This window comes from Pedobacter folensis (assembly GCF_056490665.1).
Map to the genome: position 1 here is coordinate 265,292 of NZ_JBWJIF010000004.1, position 22,931 is coordinate 288,222.

General features: G+C 40.1%; 17 protein-coding genes and 1 tRNA gene. 5 read left to right on the plus strand and 13 right to left on the minus strand.

The window, feature by feature from the left end; translation table 11 throughout:
* Positions 1 to 31: 31 nt before the first annotated feature.
* From AC04QZ_RS20860 to AC04QZ_RS20870, 3 genes are all read right to left on the minus strand, one after another.
* Complete coding sequence (locus tag AC04QZ_RS20860) at positions 32 to 2,947, minus strand: ligand-binding sensor domain-containing protein (RefSeq protein ID WP_478359314.1); 2,916 nt, start codon at positions 2,945 to 2,947, stop codon at positions 32 to 34.
* 495 nt (positions 2,948 to 3,442) lie between these two features.
* Complete coding sequence (locus tag AC04QZ_RS20865) at positions 3,443 to 4,102, minus strand: GDSL-type esterase/lipase family protein (RefSeq protein ID WP_478359315.1); 660 nt, start codon at positions 4,100 to 4,102, stop codon at positions 3,443 to 3,445.
* Positions 4,103 to 4,954: 852 nt separating this feature from the next.
* Positions 4,955 to 7,033, minus strand: a complete 2,079-nt coding sequence (locus AC04QZ_RS20870) for an FUSC family protein (RefSeq protein WP_478359316.1) — start codon at positions 7,031 to 7,033, stop codon at positions 4,955 to 4,957.
* Positions 7,034 to 7,505: 472 nt separating this feature from the next.
* Between AC04QZ_RS20870 and AC04QZ_RS20875 the strand changes: the two genes are divergently transcribed.
* Positions 7,506 to 7,697, plus strand: a complete 192-nt coding sequence (locus AC04QZ_RS20875; protein WP_478359317.1) for a hypothetical protein — start codon at positions 7,506 to 7,508, stop codon at positions 7,695 to 7,697.
* A gap of 108 nt (positions 7,698 to 7,805) precedes the next feature.
* Here the strand turns inward: AC04QZ_RS20875 and AC04QZ_RS20880 are convergent.
* Positions 7,806 to 7,881 (minus strand) — tRNA-Lys (locus tag AC04QZ_RS20880).
* Between the two features lie 1,112 nt (positions 7,882 to 8,993).
* Here AC04QZ_RS20880 and AC04QZ_RS20885 point away from each other — a divergent pair.
* Positions 8,994 to 10,073, plus strand: coding sequence for an FISUMP domain-containing protein (locus AC04QZ_RS20885; RefSeq protein ID WP_478359318.1), 1,080 nt, complete (start codon positions 8,994 to 8,996; stop codon positions 10,071 to 10,073).
* 237 nt (positions 10,074 to 10,310) lie between these two features.
* Here the strand turns inward: AC04QZ_RS20885 and AC04QZ_RS20890 are convergent, their stop codons facing one another.
* Positions 10,311 to 10,889, minus strand: coding sequence for a dihydrofolate reductase family protein (locus tag AC04QZ_RS20890; protein WP_478359319.1), 579 nt, complete (start codon positions 10,887 to 10,889; stop codon positions 10,311 to 10,313).
* 394 nt (positions 10,890 to 11,283) lie between these two features.
* Here AC04QZ_RS20890 and AC04QZ_RS20895 point away from each other — a divergent pair, with 394 nt between their 5' ends.
* Positions 11,284 to 11,856 carry a hypothetical protein gene (locus AC04QZ_RS20895; protein ID WP_478359320.1) on the plus strand — a complete coding sequence of 191 codons (573 nt, stop codon included), beginning with the start codon at positions 11,284 to 11,286 and terminating at the stop codon, positions 11,854 to 11,856.
* Positions 11,857 to 12,155: 299 nt separating this feature from the next.
* Here AC04QZ_RS20895 and AC04QZ_RS20900 read toward each other — a convergent pair whose 3' ends face one another.
* The 4 genes from AC04QZ_RS20900 to AC04QZ_RS20915 form a co-directional block, all read right to left on the minus strand.
* Entirely contained in the window at positions 12,156 to 12,518 is a 363-nt protein-coding gene (locus AC04QZ_RS20900) for a hypothetical protein (RefSeq protein ID WP_478359322.1), read from the minus strand.
* Between the two features lie 154 nt (positions 12,519 to 12,672).
* Complete coding sequence (locus AC04QZ_RS20905; RefSeq protein ID WP_478359323.1) at positions 12,673 to 15,126, minus strand: TonB-dependent receptor domain-containing protein; 2,454 nt, start codon at positions 15,124 to 15,126, stop codon at positions 12,673 to 12,675.
* Positions 15,127 to 15,225: 99 nt separating this feature from the next.
* Entirely contained in the window at positions 15,226 to 16,965 is a 1,740-nt protein-coding gene (locus AC04QZ_RS20910) for a PspC domain-containing protein (RefSeq protein ID WP_478359324.1), read from the minus strand.
* 14 nt (positions 16,966 to 16,979) lie between these two features.
* The gene (locus tag AC04QZ_RS20915; protein WP_478359325.1) at positions 16,980 to 17,315 is read right to left on the minus strand and encodes a PadR family transcriptional regulator; all 336 of its coding nucleotides are present in this window, start codon (positions 17,313 to 17,315) and stop codon (positions 16,980 to 16,982) included.
* Positions 17,316 to 17,923: 608 nt separating this feature from the next.
* Here AC04QZ_RS20915 and AC04QZ_RS20920 point away from each other — a divergent pair.
* Together AC04QZ_RS20920 and AC04QZ_RS20925 are read left to right on the plus strand one after the other, a co-directional pair.
* Positions 17,924 to 19,375 carry an amino acid permease gene (locus AC04QZ_RS20920; RefSeq protein WP_478359326.1) on the plus strand — a complete coding sequence of 484 codons (1,452 nt, stop codon included), beginning with the start codon at positions 17,924 to 17,926 and terminating at the stop codon, positions 19,373 to 19,375.
* A 210-nt stretch (positions 19,376 to 19,585) separates the two neighbouring features.
* Positions 19,586 to 19,750, plus strand: a complete 165-nt coding sequence (locus AC04QZ_RS20925; RefSeq protein WP_478359327.1) for a hypothetical protein — start codon at positions 19,586 to 19,588, stop codon at positions 19,748 to 19,750.
* Positions 19,751 to 19,764: 14 nt separating this feature from the next.
* On the opposite strand, the gene AC04QZ_RS20930 is transcribed toward AC04QZ_RS20925, so the two are convergent.
* From AC04QZ_RS20930 to AC04QZ_RS20945, 4 genes are all read right to left on the minus strand, one after another.
* Positions 19,765 to 20,661 (minus strand): NAD(P)/FAD-dependent oxidoreductase, encoded by an 897-nt coding sequence (locus AC04QZ_RS20930; RefSeq protein ID WP_478359328.1) that lies wholly within the window; start codon positions 20,659 to 20,661, stop codon positions 19,765 to 19,767.
* Positions 20,662 to 20,735: 74 nt separating this feature from the next.
* Complete coding sequence (locus tag AC04QZ_RS20935) at positions 20,736 to 21,362, minus strand: class I SAM-dependent methyltransferase (protein WP_478359329.1); 627 nt, start codon at positions 21,360 to 21,362, stop codon at positions 20,736 to 20,738.
* A gap of 78 nt (positions 21,363 to 21,440) precedes the next feature.
* Positions 21,441 to 22,352: a UbiA prenyltransferase family protein gene (locus AC04QZ_RS20940; protein ID WP_478359330.1), complete on the minus strand. Its 912-nt coding sequence runs from the start codon at positions 22,350 to 22,352 to the stop codon at positions 21,441 to 21,443.
* 113 nt (positions 22,353 to 22,465) lie between these two features.
* Positions 22,466 to 22,822: a winged helix-turn-helix transcriptional regulator gene (locus AC04QZ_RS20945; protein ID WP_478359331.1), complete on the minus strand. Its 357-nt coding sequence runs from the start codon at positions 22,820 to 22,822 to the stop codon at positions 22,466 to 22,468.
* Between the last annotated feature and the right edge of the window lie 109 nt (positions 22,823 to 22,931).

Genomic DNA, 22,931 nt, shown 5'->3' on the forward strand with positions numbered 1-22,931 from the left:
AAATGTTTTTTATTGTAACAAAAACATCGGTTTAAGGTGTTTTTTGACGGGCAATATCAATCAGGAACTCATATAAATTAGTTTCAGGCTTGAGCTGAAGCTTCTTTCTTAAGCGATATCGGCCCACTTCGATGGCTTTTATGGTTACATTCATCAGCTGCGCCATTTCTTTTGATGAAAGATTCATGGATAGGTAGGCACAAAACTTTAAATCGTTCTGACTTAAATCCGGATAGAGGTCTTTGAGTTTATTAAAAAATTCGGTGTTTACATGATTGAAGTGAACGCTTAAATGATCCAGTTCCTGGTCCTTCTTTTCCACATCCCTGATCAGCCTGATCAGGTGCCTGAAACTAGGTGAGCTCTCATTTATATCGTGGTTTTTAATGACAGCCGATATCACTTCTTTAATTTTGGCCAATACCTTGCCCCGCTGTACCAGGTGCATGGTCATGCTGGAAAGTTCTTTATTCTTGTAGTTTACATCAGCCTCTAACTTTTCGTTCTGCAGCCTAACAATTTCCTTTTCATTCCGGTCCAGCTCCAGTTGATGCAGGTAACTCATCCGCTCCTGCTCTTTAATGTGTTTCCGCTTTTGCCATCTGATAATCAACCTGATTAACAGCACAATCAAAATCAGGTAAAAAATCCTCATCCATATGGTATTGTACCAGGCCGGCAGCACAACAAAAGTATAAGCCACCACTTCCGACTCATTGCCTATATCTGTTCTTCCTTTAATATTGAAAGTATATTTCCCGGCAGGTAAATTGGTATAATCCTTTTCACTTTTTGTAGTCCATGCCGACCACTCCTTATCGAAACCAACCAGCTGATAACTGAATTTAATGTTTTTATCATGCTCGAACAGTGTAGAGGAATATTCGAAATGCATGGAATTTAAGTTATTGGTGTATTCTGGTATTTCGTGCTGGTCCTGTTTAGGCGAAATTACTCCCTTAGTTACAAAATAGCCGCCAAAAACCAAACTGTCTTTTTTACCAAGCAGTTTAATCTGCCCCAGCACTACAATGGGTTTGGTTATATTTTCGATGTACTTTTCATAATTGATATGATAGGCACCTTTATTGGCACCAATAAATATATTTTTACTATCTAAGGGGTAAATCGATTCGAAGCCACCCACTATTTTCCCATCTAATTCGGGCAGATAAAAAATACTAAAAGGATTCGAGCCTGATGGCCGGTTAAAATCAATAACACCCACTTTCTTATTGCTTACAAACCAGATATTTCCGTCGTTATCCTCCTTCATATACTGCACCGAAATCCCTTTTATGGCGTTGGCCAATAATTTTAGGCGTACAAATTTTTTCTTTGCAGTATCATATTCATAAACGCCGTTTATCGTAGCAATAACCACCCTGTTCTTAATGTGATATACATAATTGTACAATTTAGAGGGTAGTCCATCACGGTCGGTATACATGGTGGTGCGCAGTACTCGTTTATGATCGGGCTGCAATTCTATTTTATATACCCCATGGTAAGGATGCGATGCCCAGATATGATCAGGATTGTTATTATCGGCTACAATAAACCGCAGCGGTTCGTTTATCCCATCTATTCTTCCGCCATTGCTAAATAGCCCATCCTTATAACTTAGTCGTTGTAAACCCCAATAGGTTCCCGCAATAACCTCGCTGCTTGGATAAACCCGGTCTAAAGTTTGGTACAACCAGGTACCGGGCAAATTGTAAAGCGGCTTCGCAACATTATGCTGCACCAAAAGTGTGCCCTCCTCATGTGCCAGCAACAATTGATTATTAATCTCATCAAGCCCCCAAACCTGCCCTTTGGTATTTTTTACCTCTTCAAAATTCGCGGTGGCATAACTTAAGTCTTTGGCAGCAGGATTAACGTTTGTTCGATATAAACCGTTCGATGTACCGATGTAAACCGATTGCTCAAATTTTCTGAAAGCATAACTCGTAATCTGTTTATTTCGGTCAGGAAAAATACTTTTAATGGCACTATTGATGGCCACATATGCAATCCCATCATCTAAAGCCAGCCACATATTTTTATCCCTGTCCTGCAGAATGCCCCTTACGTTATTGTTCTGCAAACCTTCCCTGTAATTGTATTTCTGAATCAGTTCTCCACTTTTGTTCATAATGTACACCCCGCCAGAGGTAGTACCCACTGCATACAGGTTTTGATTGATCCGATCGGCAAAATAAATCCGGTCGTTAAAAAACACATGATCGAGACTGGTTTTTAGCGGTTTAAGCTGGTGGTTAATCAACAGAAAAAAACCACCTTTTAAAGTAGAAACCATTAAAGTATCGCCATTATAAGGTAAAATAGCCGTAACAGACGATTTCTTGAAAACCGGATCAGCACAAAAGGGTTTCCACATTTCCTGCTCATAAACCATTAACACCGACTCTTCCGATTGGGCAAACACCTTATTATTGGCTATACCCATAAAAAGCCAGGCATTACTGGGTTTATAGTTCTTAACCACACCGTCCTTATAGTGCAGAATGGCATTGTTCGATCTGAAAAAAACTTCGTCGTGAATAATCGAAATGTCCCATATATCGGCCAGTTTGCGCAAGTTTTCGGGCAGCAGGCCTAAAAGCGAAGTATATTTTAAAATCCCCTTCTCATTGGGGTAGTAAAAACCAAATTCATCCTGACCGCCAACATAAATCCGGTTTTTAGAATCAATCCCGATGGAGCGTACAGAAGTATAATTGGGTAAGCGAAACAGGTTCCAGTAGCGGCCGTTAAAAGTAAGCAGGCCCTCGTTGTTCCCAAAATAAAGCACCCCGTTTTTATCCTGCTTTACATCCCAGTTCTGCATCCCCGCATTATACTGCTCGTTATTGTAATTTACAATCTGCGGAATCCCCAAAAGGTCCTGAGCATGTACATGGTAACCGAAAAAAAATAAGATAACAACTAGAAATTTATTCATCTGGCTAAAGGAGGACGATTTGAACGCAATAATAAATATATAATTTTAATTCCGATTAACCTTACATACAACTATGCGCTGTTGTTAAACCAGGTCGCCCATTTTTAGGGAGTAGAATAAAAATCTAATCCTAGGTGTACTCAGGTGACTAAGGCGGTAAAACAAAACAATGATGCTTATTTTTTGAAGCGCAATACCCGTGGTGTTTCGGTGTGTTCCGGTCCCGCTTTCACTACAAGTCCTCACTCGTACCTCGCTCCGGGCTTACCGTTCAATCGGGGCTAGTTTTTTGGGGCAGGGTAATAAAAATATAAAACCAAATCCTTAGGTGCCCTCAGGTGACTAAGGTGGTCAGAAAAAAGAGTATGATGCTTTTCGAGGAAGTGGCGCGATTTTTTCCCCATAATAAATTTAATTCACATAAGCTTATGTGCTCTTATATCACTTATATGGTAAATAATCCTTTGGTTCATTAAGTGCTGAGAAGAAAAATAATTACTTCAGTAGATGCCGTTCAACTGCTTTTCGCCAGATCGCATAACCCGCCGCATTCATATGCAACATATCATCCACAAAAAGTTCTGGCCTAAGCTGTCCGTCTTTGGTGAGCATCAGCGGATATATATTAACAAATTTCGTGTTGGCCTCTCCCGCTAAAAATTTCTCGATCAATGCATTCGATGCTACTGCCTTCGCTTTAAATTTATCCCTGCTCGGACTTGGTTTAATAGAAATATAAACAATCGGCACCGTGGGCAATTTCGCCCTAATAGCCTGGTACAAATGGATGGTACGGTTCAAAACGGTATCTGGTGTAACCGTTTCACTTGGTAAATCGTTCTCTCCCACATACAGTACAATCTGTTTAGGTTGGTAAGGAAAAACAACATCATTTAAATAATAGGTAATGTCGTTAATTACAGCACCGCCTATTCCACGGTTCAATGCGTTGTATTTAGCAAAAATCTGTGTACAGTCGTCCCATTTCCGAATGGAGGAACTTCCTACAAACAACACCGGATGAACTGGTGGTTTATACATCTGATCGTACTTTTTAATGGTTTGTACATCATCCCAAAAATTAGGTTTCTTTTGGGCAAAGGCCGTTACAGTTAAAAAAGCAATCAAATAGAGGCTTAAAAATGATTTTTTCATACGCATCAGGAGCTGAGGCTCACAATATACCAATATCCTGTTTTTTACAATCGATTCAATCAAATTTATTACGCCCGATTAACCAAAACCTTGCTTCAGGGGACTGTGTGCCGATCAAGAAATTTGAGGAATATTACTTTGTGGAATAGTGCCTGATTCGCCTGCATTGAGTAATGCAGGCAAACAGGTCTTGCTATCATCAACTAACCAAACATATAATGATGAACAAATATAACTCTTTATTTAGAATTATTCTAAATAATTAACATTTATTAACTAAAAGAATAGTAACACATTAATAATCAATTAATTTAATTTCAAAGAATTGCTACCACAACGAAACCTAATCAGTTTAAATGGTAAACGATGAGCTTCATCAGGCTGCGTTTCTTTAGGAGTATTAACGAATAATCTGTGATCATTAGTACAATATCATCTTTTCTTTAACCATTTAAGGCATATAAGTTTCATATAAGCTCAAACAGCTAATGTATCGCTTGAAAATTGATCAACTTGATTTTCTGCGCCGATCTTCTTAATCTGCGGGAGCAAATAAGAATAAGGGTTTCCCGCTGATATCGCGAATCTCAATGCGTTCGTCATCCTGAGGGTTAATTTATTGTATAAAAGTCAATATAAATGACATTTTTTTGCTAATCGTAGGCTGCGGGAGATCGTCATTCCCAACTCGATTGGGAACCCCGGAGTGCTCATGAATGCCTCTGAAAAAAGGAAAGCATATGAATAATCGTAATGCCTTGGTAGGTTTTGTAGGTTGCATTAAGATTCCCGCCTAAGCGGGAATGACGATCATTCTATTGGTGCCTGTCAAAGATAGCGGAGTAGATGAAATTAGCCCCGGAAACCAGCACTAAACCTCCTGAAATCGAATGATAACATTGCAATATGCGCCAGTTTCTGCCTGGTAGAATGGTCATCATGATTGACATCCATCACATCCGGTACCATCGCATCATTTGTTAATACCGCTTCATTACTGAGGTTACTCACAATCTGCTTAAGCAGCAACGGATCGGCCTGTTCGGGTTTATGGTTAAGCGAAAGATATATAGAAGTAATAATCGCATTGATCTGGTAAATGGTCGACTGTACGCCATACAAACCGTTAAAATCGATATGTTTCCGCATGGGCTCCTGGCTGGCCGACTCAATCGCCTCGCTTAAGGCCGATAAACTCAGGTTGGCATTTTTCCTGGCCATGCGCGAAATGTTCTCGCCAAGGTTTTCCTTCCTTTCTATCGCTACCTGCAAATAATGTAAACTATCATTGGTTGCTTTGCTTATTTTCGCTTTCAACTGGCGGCTATCCCATATCGGAAAAAGATAAGTGGCAAAAATGGCAATTACACAGCCCAGCACGGTGAAGATAATCCGGTCGTGCACAATATGATCGAAATGCCCCTGGTAACTGCCTAAAGTTAAAATTACTGCAGGAGTGATAAATAACACGCTTACGGTATAATTTAAGCGGTTAAAGGCATAAAAGCCCAGTAGAAAAATAACCGAAAAAGAAAGCAGCACCGCCGGACTCTTCACAAAATAGATGATGATCAGTCCGATGACCACCCCGCCAAGGCTTCCTTTTAAACGCTGTAAATTCCGTTTCCAGGTAATCGAAAACTTCGGCCGGGCCACAATCACCAGGGTGAGGAAAAGCCAGTAACTGTATTTACTCGGCTCCAACTGCCAGATTAGCAAAAAACCAAACAGGAAACAGATGGCCAGCCGCAGTGAGAACCTGAAGATGGGCGATTTTAAAGTCAGGTGCTCTTTAATTGAAAAGCGGTCGCCGGTAATAAATAAGGGATATGAAATCGATCCGCTCAATTCTTGTAAGTGTTTCTCGGGCGTGCGCTCGTTGCCCCTGATCATTTCGATAATGCGTACAATATCGTTCATGTTCGAAACCACCTTCAGCACAATTTTACGCTGGCTTTCGTTTAAACGTTCCATCTCCTGCAATAACATGACGCGTTTCTGGTAATACTCAATATTGGTTGCCACCTCACCTTTATAAGCCTTGGCCGACCGCACGTGCCTGCCCAGCTGCTCGAGCTCTTTGGCCAGCAATTCAATTAAGCTGGCAATCAGTTTCAGGCTCGGGCCTGTTGCCAAAGTTTTGCGCACCAAAGCATAATCGTAATGTACGGCATTCAACTGTTCATACAAATCAATTAGTAACCTTGCCCTTTCCAGCAACAGCTGTCCTTTGGGGTTATCGGGGTTCATGGCGTATTTATCGGTAAGCAACAGGTTGCGGATCAGCTCGTGCTTTTGGTTCACCTTAATGTGCAGTTTTATAGCTTCTTTTTGTTGCAGATCGAGCGGAACATCCACATCATAATTCCTGGCCTTGGCATTTAAAAACACCGCACTGCTCATCAGGCATTCGAAAATAGCATGGTGAAGCGAACGATAAGGGCGGATTAAAATCTGGATCAAACTGATCACATAATACCAAACACCGCCAAGCAAAATATAACTGCTAAAATACAGCGGTCGCGCCGGGTGAAGGCCCATTACAAATGTACACACAATCAGCGCCATGGTACCAATCAGCGAGAGTTTCTGCCCGTATACCGCAAACATCGAAAAGCTGAAAGCCGCGATAACCACTACAATCGCAGTAAGGTAAACATGATCTAAAACCGACGATACCACCAGCGTAGTGCCAAAAAAGACCATGATGCTCCACAAGGCTGTTTTAAGTTTGTTCAGGCGGTTATCGGGCAAATCGGTCAGACTGATCAATAAAGCACCAACCCCTATTCCTTTGGCCGCCTCCGGATTACCCAGGTAAAAGAATAAAATAATGGGCAATACCACAGTAATGGTGGTGCGAAGGGCATCAGAAAAGTACTCGCCTAAAAAGAAATACGAAATGGTAGAGCCGATGCTGTTTTTGCCCATGTATATGTTAATGAATGCTGATCAAACGATAAAAGCTGCAAAGATAATAGATTTATAATGCATGCATAGCAAATACCACACAAAACCAGATACCGATTTGTTCTTTGGGTTTAGAAGCGTAATTGCGTGTTCGTATTACTCCGTAGTGACGCGGCGCTGAATACTACGGAGAGAAGTTTTGAAAACGGACCAAAAAGATTGCTTCACGCCACCACAACAGCCCTACCCTTCCGTTCGCAATGACGTATCTTCTGTAACTAATTTAAATATCCGCGCGGTTACTTCTCCATGTCATTTATGCTCTACGCTGCCCGACCTTTGCGGTTAAAAAAATCGACGTATGCTAGCGTTGATTCGTCCAGACTTCCGACCTCGGTCACCCGACTTCCGACTAATCAAAATCCCTCTTTTAACAATTAACAAAACAATTGCTTTTAAAAAGGATTGTATAAATACACCAATAACATTTGATATGAAAACGAAAATAATAATCTTAGTGGCTGCCTTTGCTTTGGCCTTATCGGCCTGTAGCGGTAAAAAAGCTGATCAGGAAAATGCAGATAGCCTATACAAATACACGGACACCGGCAAGATGATTGACAGTACCCATACCGATTCTACAGCAGATTCGACCACCAATGCCCCTGCTGATGTAAAAAATTAAAGAAAATAAACAAACAAACGCGCTCATGCCGAAAGGTATGGGCGTTTTTTTATGCCCGAGCGTAATGTTTTGTAAATTGACCCTCTGGCCATTTAATGCTTTAATAAATGGTGACCCCTCAGGGGTTCGAACCCTGGACCCACAGATTAAGAGTCTGTTGCTCTACCAACTGAGCTAAGAAGTCTGGTTGAATAAATATAGGATAAAAAAGGGGAGAGTTGGGAACCCGCCATTAGATTAATATGATTTAAGGACCATAGCAATTCAGCCCTTTTTTATTATACTTGGTTTCTAGATACTCGCTAACAATGCTAAAGTTAATTCTGTTTACAATCTGTTTTTCATTTTCTTTTGTAGGCTACGGTCAAAATAAATCTTTTCATTCGATTCAAGAAGTCATAGATTACCATACTGCTGAGTTAAAGAGAGGTAATTGGAAAGATCTTAAACACATCTATATTTCAACATATTTGGATACTATTACCACATCAAAAGAAGTGTTATTGATTCGAAATGGACTTGATGCGAGATATATTCGCAAGAAGGATACTAATTTGCTTATTCAGGTTACCATCAAAACAAAAGTGGATCACCTTGAACTAAGTATAGCTAACTTTAATGTATTCAAAAAATCAAGAAGGCACTTAAATTTAGTCAACTTAGGTAATGGCAATTTCTATATTGTCAAATAATCTTTGAGGCATCCTAAACCAATCTCATATTCCAACATCTAGCGCAAGTCTTAGCGCCCTGGCCATTCAAAGGCCCGACTTGTGCCTTGAAAACTTAATGCTTTAATAAAAACCGTTTTTAATAGATGCTGAAACAAGTTCAGCATGACGATCGCCTTAGGAAAAGAAGCAAAAAAGCGTTTACTTCACCATCCTGCCCTTCCGTTCGCCATGACGAATTGGCTCATTTTTATAAGCACAGACTTCCGACCCCGGTCCTCCGACTCCGGACTAACTTATCAAACATCTAGCGCAAGTCTTAGCGCCCTGGCCAACGCAAAGGCCCGACTTGTGCCTTGAAAACTTAAAGCTTTAATAAAACCGTTTTTAATAGATGCTGAAACAAGTTCAGCATGACGATCGCGTTAGGAAAAGGAGCAAAAAAGCGTATACCTCGCGATCCTGCCCTTCCGTTCGCAATGACGAATGGAAACACTTTTAGAAACCCAAACTTCGGACCTCCGTCTCCTGACTTCTGACTAATCCGAAAATATACCCAGTAAATGGTATTGCGACCAAGTGGGCTGATTGGGAAATTTGCCTGCAACAAACAAACAATCAGGGCATGAAATTAAACAAACTCCTCCCAATGGCATCAGGGCTTATGCTATTGGTAATGGCATCAGGTGTGATGGCGCAGGTAAAGAAATCGCCAAGTAAAGCAGCTGTTCCGGCTAAAACCAAATACGGCGCTTTAGCTATAGACCGATCAAATGGTTTTTACTATGGTTTTTCATTCGATCAGCCAAACCTGGCCGAAGCCGAAAAAAGAGCAGTTGCCGAATGCAATAAACGTGGTGGCGCCTGCAGTATTGTACTCACCTACTCGGGTACGGGTTGTGCCGCCTACCGCACCATAAATGGTAATGTGGGTACAGCATTTGGCTGGGGCATTGCGAAAACGAAAGAAGAGGCTGATGCAATTGCGACCAAAGAATGTTTAAAAAGAAGCGGCGGCATACAACCGACCAACTTTGTCTGGAGCTGTAATGCAGCACAAGCGGCGCAGTTAAAAGAAATATACAATGCTTCGCCAGAAATTACAGGTCCGGTAAAAATTGGCAACCAGGTATGGACAAGCACCAATTTAAACGTAAGCACCTATAGAAACGGCGAGCAGATTTATTATGCGGCCAATCAAAAAGAATGGGAAAAAGTAAGCAGGGAAAAGATTCCGGCTTATTGTTACCTTAATTTCGATAGCAGTAATGAAAAGAAATACGGAAAGCTGTACAACTTTTATGCGGTTACCGATCGCCGTGGATTGGCGCCGGCCGGCTGGCATGTGCCCAGCAGTAATGAATTTTTAACCCTTATTTCGGCTTTAGGCGGAGAAAAGGTAGCTGGTAAAAAAATGCGTGGTACTACCGGCTGGGACATCAAAGATTCGTACAAATTTGCACATGGCAATGGCGATAACTCATCGGGTCTTAATTTACTGACCAATGGCAGTGCAGGCGGCGATGAATATGGTGGTGGCCAGTCTTTCAAGTATGGGATATGGTTAAGCTACTGGTGGTCGAGCAGTACCAAATCGAGTGGCGACAGCTTTGCCTACTACCTCGATTTTAACAAATACAGCGAACCGCGCGTAACCGATTATAGTAAAACCACAGGCGCTGCAGTAAGGTTAGTGAAAGATTAATTGCCCGTATCGCAATAATGCTCATATTCGAAACCTAAGGTTAGAAATCGCTTAATCAACCGGAAACGATCAATATTTCCGGTTGATTTTGTTTAAGGGGATAACAAACCAAATACATTTAAGCATATCAGGAATTGAAGAAAATATAAGCTGACCGGCTTCCGTTCGCAATGACGAATGGGTTCTTTTTTAGAATCCCAGACTCCGGACTTCCGACTTCCGACTCCGGACTTTAAACTAACCCTTCCCCAGCTGCCCTACATACCGATAAGTGTTCACCTGCACACCTGTAGGTGTAGACTTCGAGCTTACAAAAGCCAGTACGCGCGGATCGGCAGTAGCTGAAAAAAAGCGTTTGCCTGTGCCCAGCAATACCGGGTATACTATTAGTACAAGCTCGTCTACCAGCCCCTGCTCCAATAACACCGCAACTACCGTTGAACTTCCATACAAAACAAGATCAGGTCCATCTGTTGCTTTGAGTTCGCGAATACGTGTAATGATATCACTGCCTAAATCTTCAACCGGCCCCCATTCAAGGCTTTCTGGTCTATGGGTGGCTATATATTTTTTGCCCTTATTTAAACTGTTCGCCATCGGATTATCACCGGCCTTTGGCCAAAACTGTGTCCAGCTATCGTAGGTACGGCGGCCCAGCAGCAGATCGATGTGAGTGCCCTGTGCCTCCATTACGGCTGCCATACCTTCTGCACTCCGATAAGGTGTTGTCCATCCGCCATGTGCGAAATCCTCGCTGTTTTCGTGCTGCATTACGCCATCAAGCGAGATATGTTCCATTATTCTGATCTTTCTCATTTTGTTTTCTATTGATTTGATGATGATAAAGTTACAGCGGAAGGCTTATGCGAATGAGGGGTAATCGTGACAATATCAAGGCGTTTTTATGACTATTTGAATTTAATTTATGGGTTAATGGTTTAACTGAAAAGGCCAGCTTGAAATGGTAAAGGATTTGGAAATGAAGGGTGCTGTGCTTTTCGGGTTAAGCAGTCCCGCCATTCGCTAATCCGATGAAGAATCGGAATCGCTGCTGCCGGGTTTAGTTAGGAAGGTTTGTAGCTTTTGGCAAAGGTTGAATAGCGACTGCGTTAGCTATGCGTTCCTTAAATTTCTGATATGGTTAATTGTTTAACTGATTGCCTGAAAAACTTACTAAATTCCTATCTTGTGGTAAATAAATTAAACCAAATTGAAATCATTTCTAACGTCCCTCATCATTTTTAATCTTACTGCAGCATTATCTTACGGTCAATCCAAACCAGTACAGGTCATTTTTGAAAACACCAAAGTAGGAACCGCAACAGGACTAACAGCAACACCAGTTTATGTACTTCAAAAGCAGGCTAAAAATGCCGACTTTAACTATTCAAAACTGAATGCCATTGATGAAAATACTAAAGGAGCCATCAACACTAAAAATATGATGCCTGTTTTCGAACCCATTAGTGGAACTTTTAATTATTATCAGTTTCTGGCAACCTTTAAAGGTAAAGCTTACAATGGTGGTGAAGCAACAACAATTAAAGATTTTCACGACATCCTGATTATCAAAACAGACCAGAATAACAAAATTATAGATGCCTATCAATACACATTAGAATGGGCAGAGCCACCGCTTCAATACGATCTGTATAGATCTTCGGCCAAAAACATTCTCTTAGCCGATAACCTGAACATTAAACAACTAAAATTTAAACGAACATACAACTGGAGCGAAAAGGATATCATCCTAAAGGAGAATGGAATAATTAAGTTGAAATAGCTTTGGGTATTGCGTGGTTCCCGCCTGCGCGGCAATGACGATTGCCCTTAACTCTGCGCTAATCACCTTAAATCTGTGAGAGAAAGAGATGGTTAGGGTTGCCCGCTGATCACACTGATTTACGCAGACAAAAAATTTCTTTACGCGCCGCACATCCAACGGCTTCGGTTCGCAACTCTGCGCTAATCACCTTAAATCTGCGGGAGAAAAAGGCGGTAAAGGTTGCCCGCTGATCACACTGATTTACGCAGACAATCCCTCCTTATGCCTAATGCACCTTCTTTTTGCGGTTAAACACTTTACTCCGTTAATTGCTGTTTAATGCCTTCAGTAAGTTTTTTCACTTTCATATAACCTGCCAAAGAACTGTTACGTTTATCGAAGTCGATTACTAACCAGCCTTTTTTGGCTTTAAGGTTAAACTTATCGCTGCCGTTTAAATTCACGAACAGATCGATATTCTGATCTAACGGAAGTTCATTGTTCAAGGCACTATCCAGGTATTTTTCCAGTTTACCGGTTTTATTTTCAGCATACTTTGCTTCAAATTTAAAATCGGTATTGTTATCCATTATGCTTAGCGATAAATGTCCACCACTGTTACGACATCCATAACCTAAGCCGGTCAATAAAATTGCGATACTATAGATTATATTTTTCATGTTTTTGTTGGTTAATTGGTTAACTATTTAAATTGGTTAATTGGGGATTTAACACACACACCCCGAACGGAACTGAGTTTTTCGCCCAGACTTCGGTCTCGCGACCCCGGACTTCCGACTCCAGACTGATGACTCCAGACTTAGGACTAAAAACCTAACCTCCCGCCCTTCCTTTAATATCATCTGCCGCCGTTTTCCGGTCCTGGTTTGATTTTAAATTTTGGTTACCAAAACTATAACTGATGTTGAAAGATACCCTTCTGCTGATGTAATTATTCTGCACCCTTAAATTCACATTCTGGTAATCGAGTGTTCCTTTCCAGTAGTTGGTTTGAAAGATATCATCAACATTTAGCTTCACCTTTAAAGCTTTGTTTAAGAAACTTTTCTGCACCCCTATATTTAAAGCATACTGATAAATAGTAGTCCGTTCTAAGCCCCTAACTTTAGGTGAGTTTAACCAGAAATTGGTTTCTAATGCCCAGTTATTCCCTAAAATAATAGAATTAACAGTATTGAAGTTGTAAAACACTTTACTTAAAGCAAATGGGGCGCCTTCTAAATTATCATCGTTAAATTTATTATAGGAAACCCTAAAATTGTTCTGCAAATTCCACCATTTGGCAATGGTTACGGGAACAGATAACCCGGCCGAATAGTATTGCCCGCTGCCAATATTGCCTTGCCCTACGGTAACTATCCTGGTGCTATCGTTTTGTGCGGTTTTACTATCTAAAATTAAATCTTTTGTTTTAGCATAACTCAATGAAAAAAACAATCCGCTTTTGTAATTGTAACTCACCTCAAAATTATTGGTAAACTGTGGTTTTAAGTATGGGTTTCCCTGTGCTATGGTATAAGGATCCATATAAAAATTAAATGGATTTAACTGCTGGTAATTTGGCCGATCTATCCGTCGGCCATAAGTGTAACGCAGATTACTGCTTTCAGAAATTTTCTGGTTCACAAAAACCGTTGGGAATAACGATAAATAATGTTGTTTTACCGATGTATTATTGGTTACCGATGTTCCGGTTGATTGTGTAAACTCTGCCCGTAAACCCGCCTGAACCTGCCACTTACCCAAATCTTTCGATAAATTTGCATAGGCCGCATTTACGTTTTCTTTGTAAATAAAATTATTGCTTTGCCCCACAACATTTTGCCACTCGTTGTTGACCAATGCTGACGAAAGAAAATCGTTATTGGTTTTAACATAAGCACTTTTCAGTCCTGTTTCAAGCTTTGTAGTTTTTGATATCGGCCAGGTAAAATCTGTTTTTGCCGCATAAATATCAATAGCGGTTTTACTATTATTTCTAATCACTGTATTTTTAAAAACAGCACCCTTATCATCGTAAAAATTGGTGTTAAAATTTTCCAGTCCTGAGTAATCAAAGCCAGAGTAATCGGCATCAAAGTTTAAACTTGCACCCTCTTTTTTAAATTCATGCCTGATATTAAAGTTTGCGCTATAATTTTTGTTTGGGGTATTCGCATCAGAATATTGGATTAGCGAATTATTGCCGGCAACTCCATCCTTAATTTCGTTTATAAAGGTTTGAGAGAAATTATCCAATTTACGTGTACTGGTACTGCCATCAAACATCACACCTATTGTTGTTTTTTCAGCTGCATAATAATCTGCACCTAATTTTGCAGCCAACCGCGATCCAGTATATATTTTCTGGAAATTCTGGTTAAAATTGCTCTGTAAGCCATTCGCATTGGTGCTCCGTTCTAAAAATAAATTCGAAAAATTATTATTTTTTGACGCATTTGCATTGGTGAAAAAATTCCACTTTTCTACCCGGTGATTTAAATTGAAGTTAAGTTCCGATCCGTAAATATTGGTGGGCAAGTTAGCTCTTATTGCATTGCGATAGGTTGACGAGACATTTCCGTTGGTACCAAATGCTTTGTTCTTTTTTAATTTGATGTTGATGATACCTGCATTGCCGGCAGCATCGTATTTAGCCGATGGGTTAGTAATAATTTCGATGGTAGCAATCTGGCTACTGCTTAAGCCATTTAAATAAACCGTTAAATTAGCACTCGATAAAAAGTTGTTCTTCCCATCAATCATCACCATAACACCCGATTTATTGTTCAGTAAAATCTGATCATTTTGCCTGTCTAATTGAACGCCCGGCGCCTTCTCCAAAATTTCGAGCGCCGTGCCACCTGTTGCAATAATGCTATTTTCTACATTCAATACCATTTTATCAATCTGATGTTCAATAAAAGGTTTCTTGCCCTGCACACTCACTTCTTTTAATTGTTTGCTTAAATTTTCGATCGTGATGGCAGGTAATTTCAAGTCTTCATTAAGTGAAAAATGGCTGGTCTTTTTACTTTTAAAACCGACGATAGAAACCGATAACACATATTCACCGCTTTTTAGCTGATCAATTGCAAACTCGCCTTCAATATTGGTCGATACGCTTTTAACCACGGTGGTATCTGGATAATGCAGCACCCGAACAACCGCAAACGATACCGGAACAGTCTTTTCATCAACAATTTTCCCCGTAAGTTTATTTAATTTTTGGGCAAAAGAAGTCCCACATGCGATAAAGCATGCCAGCAGCGTAAATAATGTTTTCATGTTTTTTTTTCTTATAGGTATGATCGTCATCTCGACTGCAGCGTAGTGAAACGGAGAGATCTATTTTAGTAGGTTTCTCCGCTCGAAATGACGCAACAATTATTCAGGCGTTATACCCAACTCTTCTTTAACTTCTTTAATTCGGTTTGATACGGAATCCTGGTAAAGGGTATCATTAGGTTTATCTTGACGCAAATGGTCTAAATCACGTAGCTCCTGCTCTAGCTTTTCCTTTTTTAACGCCTCTTCTTTTAATTTTGCCACGCATTTCAAACCATCATCAGTCATAATCCATACGCTGGAATCGTTATGATCATTTTCGCTGTCGTTACATTCCCAAGTCCAATAATTATTAACATAGCGGTAAGCATCCTGCTTTAAAATTAATTTTGTACCCACCGGAATTTCAAGATTTAACCTTACTTCCTGGTTTCTCCAAATGGTTCCCTTTCTCAATTGAAACCGCGGACTAAAAATCAGTTCAGAATCTTTCACAACATAATTGTAGCTAATGTTCTGCGCATTTTGCAAGGCACTTTGAAAAGTTTTACCCTGCGATTCGTATTTCTGTGTTAAACGGGTAACACCAGTTTCACTCTTGTTAATATCAATGCGAATATGGTTCGGTGAAACAAAAGGTCCGTCTTCAAAATCATCAACTACAATCTGATGGCGATTATTCGCATCAATGTGGTAAGCCACGCTATCTTCTTTGCTGAAATATTTACTTTTATCGATATTGATGGTATATACCGGATAAGCTTTCAGGTCGGTTGTTTGCGTTAACTCCGCATGTTGCTTAAATTCTGATGATATTTTAGCTGCCTGATAACCTGTAATGGCTACACCCGCCAGCCAGATAATTAACAGCGCAAAAGAAAGTGTTTTGTTAATGGCCTGTTTGTTAAAAGCTACCCTGATCGAGAATAACACCAGGGCTAAAACCGGCACAAAGCAAACAATAAATGCACCAAATAAAATTGCCCCCCTATTGCCTTCATTAATAATAGAAAAAGGGAAATATTCGTAAATACTGGCATCCCAAAATCCCTGAAAAGCGGCCGTACCTATAATTAAAATAATTAAAAAGAGTACACCAAACACAACGATGAAACCCGCAATGATCTTAAAAATCACTTTTCCGGTACCCGAAATAAACCGGCCAAGCCACTCGAAAAACTCTCCGATAAAATTCCCTAAACGGGCAAATATAGGCTGGGCATGTTTATTTACTTCACCTAAACGCTCCTTAACGGCTTGTAATTCTTCATCCAGGTTTTTCTGAAATCCCTGAAGATTCGCAGGTTCACCTTTCATTTCCATTCTTTCGATACGCGATTTAGCCTTTGGCATAATGATCCAAAGGATGGCATACACCAATAGTCCAAATCCACCTGCTATGCTGATCAGCAATGTTGCCAGTCTAATCCACTTAGGATCGGCGTTTACATAATGCGCAATACCTGCACAAACCCCTGCTACCACGCGGTCGTTCATATCGCGGTACAATTTTTTCTCTACATACTGGTGCTGGTAACCGCTGTTCATTACAGGTTCCTCTTCACCTTCTTCTACGGTATCAAAATCCTGCACCTTACCCATTTGCGCAATCACCGAATTTACGTTGGTCGAATCTACCACTTGTTTTTTCTGCTCTTCTAATTGCTCGGTTAACAGTTCCGCAATCCGGTTTTCAATATCCGTTACAATTTCAAGGTCATCTGCATGGTTGGCAAAATATTGTTTTACTTCGTTCAGGTAGGCCTTTAAGAGTTCGTAAGCACTTTCTTCAATATGAATAATCGTGTTCCCTATATTGATGATGATGGTCTTTTCCATTTCCTTTTTAATATTTATGAATTGACTCCTTTTTGTGAAATACCTACAGCATAAGCCAGCTCCTGCCAGGTTTGATCTAATTGTGATAAAATACCGCGGCCATCTTCGGTTAAGGTATAATATTTACGCGGTGGGCCTGAGGTAGATTCTACCCAGTTGTAGCTTAACAAACCATTGTTTTTAAGCCTGGTTAATAATGGATATAATGTACCCTCAACCACCAATAGCTTTGCCGTCCTTAATTCGGCAATAATATCCGAAGCATATATTTCGCCCCGGGAGATGATTGATAAAACACAGTACTCCAGAATTCCCTTCCGCATTTGTGTTTGCGTATTTTCTGCTATCATATAACAAAGATATATGTTTTATATACTACCATGCAATACATAGTACTAAAATAAATCAAAGTAAATTTACAAAACACTGATTATCAACTAAATAATTTTAAATTAAATTTTGTGTTCTGGAAATAATTCTGTAAAAGTTGAAAATTTTTAATGCTTTTTAGAAATGCAGGGTCCTGTAATCCTTCGGTTTTTGTAGCCCTGCTATCACCCATAGTCCCGATTTAGAGACGCTTTTAAATATAAAATATCCGATAAAATCGGGAGCTATTTGGTTCTATCAGGTTTAAGGTGGATAGGGCTGGTGTTACTATTAATGGCTTTCGGGTTAATGCCAGAACAGCCCCTCGTAAATAAACCCGACAGAGCGGGTAGCCCGCAGCCCGATTTTTCATCGGGAGAGGACTACAAGCGATGGCGGGACTGCAGGCCCCTATGAAAAGTGGCACGCAAATTTTCCAAAAAAAGAAATTCATTCTCCCTGCTTTAGTGTCCCAAAGTCTGCCCGTATACCTACCCTTTTAAACCTCTTAGGCCACACACGAATAATATATATAAATACTATAGAATTAATATATTTTAATAATTTTGCAGCGTCTTAACTTATTTTCATGAAAAAATCTATTGCCAGCATAGTTGCTGAGGCAAACGAGAGTGGCGAAGGAAGCCTAAAAAGAACCTTAGGCCCCATTAACCTTATTTTAATTGGCGTAGGTTTAACGCTTGGTGCAGGTTTATTTTCGATTACAGGTTTGGCCGCGGCCAACCACTCCGGGCCAGCAGTTACACTATCTTTTGTTATTGCAGCATTGGGTTGTGGTTTTGCAGCTTTATGTTATGCTGAATTTGCATCCATGATTCCGGTTGCGGGTAGTGCCTATACCTATTCTTACGCCACCATGGGCGAGCTTTTCGCCTGGATTATAGGCTGGGATCTGGTGTTGGAATATTCTGTGGGTTGTGCTACCGTAGCCATCAGCTGGTCGCAGTATTTAACCAAATTTTTGGCCAGCCTGCATATTTATCTCCCTCCGCAGTTAACCTTATCCCCTTTCGAAACAGCTAAACTGGCCGATGGTTCTACCGTTAATGGCATCATTAACATCCCCGCAGCATTGGTGGTGGTATTAATGACAGCCATATTAATCCGCGGTACCAAAGGCTCGGCCATTGTAAACGGGATAATTGTGTTTCTTAAAGTTGGTGTGGTATTGGTTTTTATTGCGCTGGGCTGGCAATATATCGATCCGGCCAACTACCATCCCTACATCCCCGAAAATACCGGGACCTTTGGTCAGTTTGGCTGGAGCGGCGTTTTACGTGGCGCTGGTTTAGTCTTTTTCGTATTTATAGGTTTCGATGCTGTTGCTGCATCGGCGCAGGAAACGAAGAACCCAGCCCGCGATTTACCCATCGGTATCATTGGATCGTTGCTGGTTTGCACGGTTTTATTCGGTCTGTTCGGGCACGTGATGACTGGCCTGGCCAATTATAAAGAATTTGCCAACAGCGGTGCCCCCGTTGCCATTGCCATCGAAAAAACACCTTATGCATGGCTAAGTCAGGCGATTATTCTGGCCATTTTGATCGGTTATACTTCGGTAATCTTGATCGATTTAATGGCGCAATCGCGGATGTTCTATTCCATTAGTAAGGATGGCTTATTGCCAAAAATGTTTTCTGATGTACATGCAAAATTTAAAACACCTTACAAATCGAACATTATCCTTTGTGTATTTATTGGACTTTTTGCGGCATTTGTCCCCATGAATGTGGTAGGCGAAATGACAAGCATAGGTACCTTACTGGCATTTTTAATGGTTTGCGTGGGCATCCTGATCTTAAGAAAAACAAATCCTAAAGCTAAACGCCCGTTTAAAGTTCCATTTGTACCCTTAATCCCCATTTTAGGCATTTTAACCTGCATTGCCATGATGGTATTTTTACCCTGGGAAACCTGGCTGAGGCTGGCGGTTTGGTTAATTATTGGCTTAGCCATTTACTTCTGGTACGGCAAAAAGAATAGCAAACTAAAAGCCCAGGAAGAGCAGAAAGAACTATAGGTAATAAACTCATTACTATACATCTGGCACGATTAAGCTGTTTCATTTTCTATACAGCTTAATCGGCTATTTATTCGCCTTATGGTATTGATAAACGCATAAATATCAGTTGAATAACAAAAAAATATAAGTTATTAACAATTCCACATTTTTCTTAATTTTTGGCTTGGGATTTGTCTTAAGGAAATTAACCCTATTAAACTCATCCCTATGCTTATTAAATTAGACACATCCGTTTTCAGGCTTTCAAGGCATAAAGCAGAGACCGTAAAAAAAAGCTTTACACCACTCACAAGAGCGCAATGGATTACTGCCGATAGAATTGTGATCGCAGCAATATTTATTGCCACCATTGTTGGTGCAATTTTATTTTAATTTCCGATGATTGATCAAAAATCTTCAGAAATCATTTCCTTATTCATCACCACTGCAGCCATTGTTCCTGCAGCTGTAATGATAGATAGCGACCTGAACAGGGTTGCACAATCTCCTGCGGCATAAACGCCTTTGGCAGTACTTTGCTGCTGCTCATCAACTTTTATTGTTTTTAAATCTGTGAGTTCAAATCCGAGCTGCTCGTTGAAATTGAAATGTTGTTCCACATCGGATTTTACGTATATCGCTTTCAAAGCCAATTTTTCGCCGTTTTTAAAAACAACCCCTTCAAGATAGCCATTATTTTGCAGCAGTTCAACAACTTCATCTTCTATGACGGTGATTGATTTAGCTTTTAATTTTTCAGTCTGCTCGGCGCTTAGCTGCGATTTACCGTTAGTTAATATCGTTAAATCTTTATTCCAATGGTTCAGGGTTTTGGCCATCTCAAATGCATGTTCGCCATTCATTAACAGCCCTATTTTTTCACCCTTCACCTCGTAGCCGTGGCAATAAGGGCAATGTATAGCAGAAATGGCCCAACACTCAGCTAAACCTTTAATGTTAGGTAGTACATCTTTTAAACCTGTAGCCAATAATATTTTCCGTGCCGTAAAATCTTCACCCTTCGCTATCTCAACGCTAAAACCTCCATCTATTTTCCTGGCCGAAATAACTTTCCCTTCTAAAAATCTGACTGTTGGGTATTTCAGCACTTCTGTCTTCGCAGCTTTAGCAATATCAGCAGGTTTATCACCATCGTGCGTTAAAAAATTATGCGAATGCGGGGTTTGCCTGTTACACGGTTTGCCCGCATCGATGACCAAAACATTTCTCGTGGCCCTGCCCAAAGTTAAAGCTGCAGATAAGCCAGCATAGCTTCCGCCAATAATGATTACATCCAAATCCATATCTAAATCTTTTATTACAAAGATCCAAAACGAATACACAAATGCAACATTATTGCATTAAATTAATGTCATTTTTATTTCCTGAAGATTGTTGCCTTGATAAAACCGCCATAATAGAGTCGTTCTTCCACAATCAGATAACTGGCTTTGAAAAAATAAGGATTCATATCGATAAGCTCATCCGCTTCTACAATACCTAACAATCTAAAAAAGCCGTACATGGATTTGAGCAGCAGCCATTTCCACCAGTTTCCATTGATTTTGTTGAGTGAAAAATCGACCAGAAACCATAATCCCTCTTTCTTTAAATAGTCATGTAACTGCCTGAATACTTTTACAGCCCGTTGCTCCGCAAAATTATCAAATAAAAAAGGTGTTAAAATTACATCAAATAACAGATCAGTTTTAAAATCCTCGATGCCAAGGTTTACGAATTCGACCTGATTCTCTTTATGGTTTCGTTTTTGAGAAAGCGCAATCATTTTGGCAGATATTTCTACGTAAACAATTTTTAATCCGCTGGTGTAAACCTTCGCCAGTTCTTCCAAAATCCACCCGGTACCACCGCCTACAATTAATATATGGCTATTCTCCTGAATATATTGAAGTTGATTGATCTGCGCATTCACCTGCGATTTAAAAAACACCAAACGACTTAAAGTATCGTAATGGTTTGCTAATTTATCGTAGTTGTTATTCATTGGTTAACTGTTTAATTGTTGAAATTGGTTAATTGACATAACACCGATTAACCCCTAACCGATTTAAACCATTAACCCCTATTGTACAAACTGCATTCCGATTATTCCGCATATCGCTTTAAACAAAATGAGTCCATCGATGACCATCAAATAATAAAGAATATTTTTTCTTCTGTGCATGGAATAGGCCACGTAAATAGTGAGGATAAAAGGCAGCACATTAAATAAAACCTGCGGCAATCCGAAACCTTTGTAACGCGCAAATATGCCCAAAGAAATTAAGCCAATAATCAGCAATGGAATCAGTATACTGAAAATTGTTCTGCGCAGACCGTAGCGTACTACAAATGTTCTTAAATGTTTATTGGCATCAGTTGGGTAATCTTTAATATCAAAAATGATTGCATTTACCGTGCAAAACATCCAATTTTTAATAAATAACCAGGTCCAAAGTACAGAATCGTGGTAACCAACCCCTGTTTCAATTTTAAGCATAATTAAAGGCAGCACGTTGGCACAGCAGGCCCACACAAAACCGATAACAAAAGCTTTTAACCAGCCTGTATTACGCAGGTTAAATTGGAGAAAAGATCTGGGCAATAAACCATAGTATAATCCTCCTGCGGTGATGATGATCAATATGGCCACCCAATAACTAATTGGCAAAGCCAGGATATGCTGAAAGTTTTGGTAGAGCAGGTTGATGGCCAGCAGCATGCAAATAACAAAAAGCACTGCCTGACTCCAGTTGATAAACCGCTTATGCTTGAAATACCACTGATTGCGGGGATTAGTCGTAGATGGTTTGGTAGAAACCTTATTGTAAGCGTAGGTATAATAGATGGTTGGTGCCAGAAAAAGCAACAGGTAGTAATTTAATGAATTAAGCGGCAGCCTTAATTGGAAGGTTGCTTCGAGCGTGAGCGCAACAGCCAGAATGCCCACGAAGTAGTTTCCAAAAAAAATGAACCTGATAATTTTACCGAACATTTGCCACTGTTTATCGGCAGGCAATTTCGGATATATAATTGAATAAGGTAAATAATAGTGGTTAAAATAATTGATGCCAATTATTTTAACCTAAGTAGTATTTTTTTGGCGATTTAGTCTAAACGTTTTAAAATGAGCGACCTTAAACGTTCTTCATGCTCATCTCCCCAATTCCCGATGGCTGAAATTACAGGAATTAGTGTTTTTCCAAAATCTGTCAGGCTATATTCGACTTTGGGAGGCACAACAGGGTAAATAATCTTTGAAACAAGTTCATGCTCCTCTAATTCCTTCAGTTGAATATTTAAAACCCTGCGCGTAGCATCCGGTATTTTACGCTGCAATTCACTTGGTCTTTTATGGCCTTCATTTATAAACCATAGCAAGCGTATCTTCCATTTGCCGTAAAGTACTTCACCTATCAGATCAAGACCACAATTCAAGTTCGGCATTGTTTTTCTCTCATACATATTACAAAAGTAATCCTATGTTCCTATACGTACAATAGGGGAATAATTTATCCCTATATGAATCGTAACTCCTTACTTGCGAGGAACTAACGTACTTCCGAGATTTGTA

Excerpts from the sequence above, each read along its gene's own strand:
- AC04QZ_RS20860 (WP_478359314.1), bottom strand. The coding sequence starts at position 2,947 with ATGAATAAATTTCTAGTTGTTATCTTATTTTTTTTCGGTTACCATGTA.
- AC04QZ_RS20865 (WP_478359315.1), bottom strand. The coding sequence starts at position 4,102 with ATGAAAAAATCATTTTTAAGCCTCTATTTGATTGCTTTTTTAACTGTA.
- AC04QZ_RS20870 (WP_478359316.1), bottom strand. The coding sequence starts at position 7,033 with ATGGGCAAAAACAGCATCGGCTCTACCATTTCGTATTTCTTTTTAGGC.
- AC04QZ_RS20875 (WP_478359317.1), top strand. The coding sequence starts at position 7,506 with ATGAAAACGAAAATAATAATCTTAGTGGCTGCCTTTGCTTTGGCCTTA.
- AC04QZ_RS20885 (WP_478359318.1), top strand. The coding sequence starts at position 8,994 with ATGAAATTAAACAAACTCCTCCCAATGGCATCAGGGCTTATGCTATTG.
- AC04QZ_RS20890 (WP_478359319.1), bottom strand. The coding sequence starts at position 10,889 with ATGAGAAAGATCAGAATAATGGAACATATCTCGCTTGATGGCGTAATG.
- AC04QZ_RS20900 (WP_478359322.1), bottom strand. The coding sequence starts at position 12,518 with ATGAAAAATATAATCTATAGTATCGCAATTTTATTGACCGGCTTAGGT.
- AC04QZ_RS20905 (WP_478359323.1), bottom strand. The coding sequence starts at position 15,126 with ATGAAAACATTATTTACGCTGCTGGCATGCTTTATCGCATGTGGGACT.
- AC04QZ_RS20910 (WP_478359324.1), bottom strand. The coding sequence starts at position 16,965 with ATGGAAAAGACCATCATCATCAATATAGGGAACACGATTATTCATATT.
- AC04QZ_RS20915 (WP_478359325.1), bottom strand. The coding sequence starts at position 17,315 with ATGATAGCAGAAAATACGCAAACACAAATGCGGAAGGGAATTCTGGAG.
- AC04QZ_RS20920 (WP_478359326.1), top strand. The coding sequence starts at position 17,924 with ATGAAAAAATCTATTGCCAGCATAGTTGCTGAGGCAAACGAGAGTGGC.
- AC04QZ_RS20925 (WP_478359327.1), top strand. The coding sequence starts at position 19,586 with ATGCTTATTAAATTAGACACATCCGTTTTCAGGCTTTCAAGGCATAAA.
- AC04QZ_RS20930 (WP_478359328.1), bottom strand. The coding sequence starts at position 20,661 with ATGGATTTGGATGTAATCATTATTGGCGGAAGCTATGCTGGCTTATCT.
- AC04QZ_RS20935 (WP_478359329.1), bottom strand. The coding sequence starts at position 21,362 with ATGAATAACAACTACGATAAATTAGCAAACCATTACGATACTTTAAGT.
- AC04QZ_RS20940 (WP_478359330.1), bottom strand. The coding sequence starts at position 22,352 with ATGTTCGGTAAAATTATCAGGTTCATTTTTTTTGGAAACTACTTCGTG.
- AC04QZ_RS20945 (WP_478359331.1), bottom strand. The coding sequence starts at position 22,822 with ATGTATGAGAGAAAAACAATGCCGAACTTGAATTGTGGTCTTGATCTG.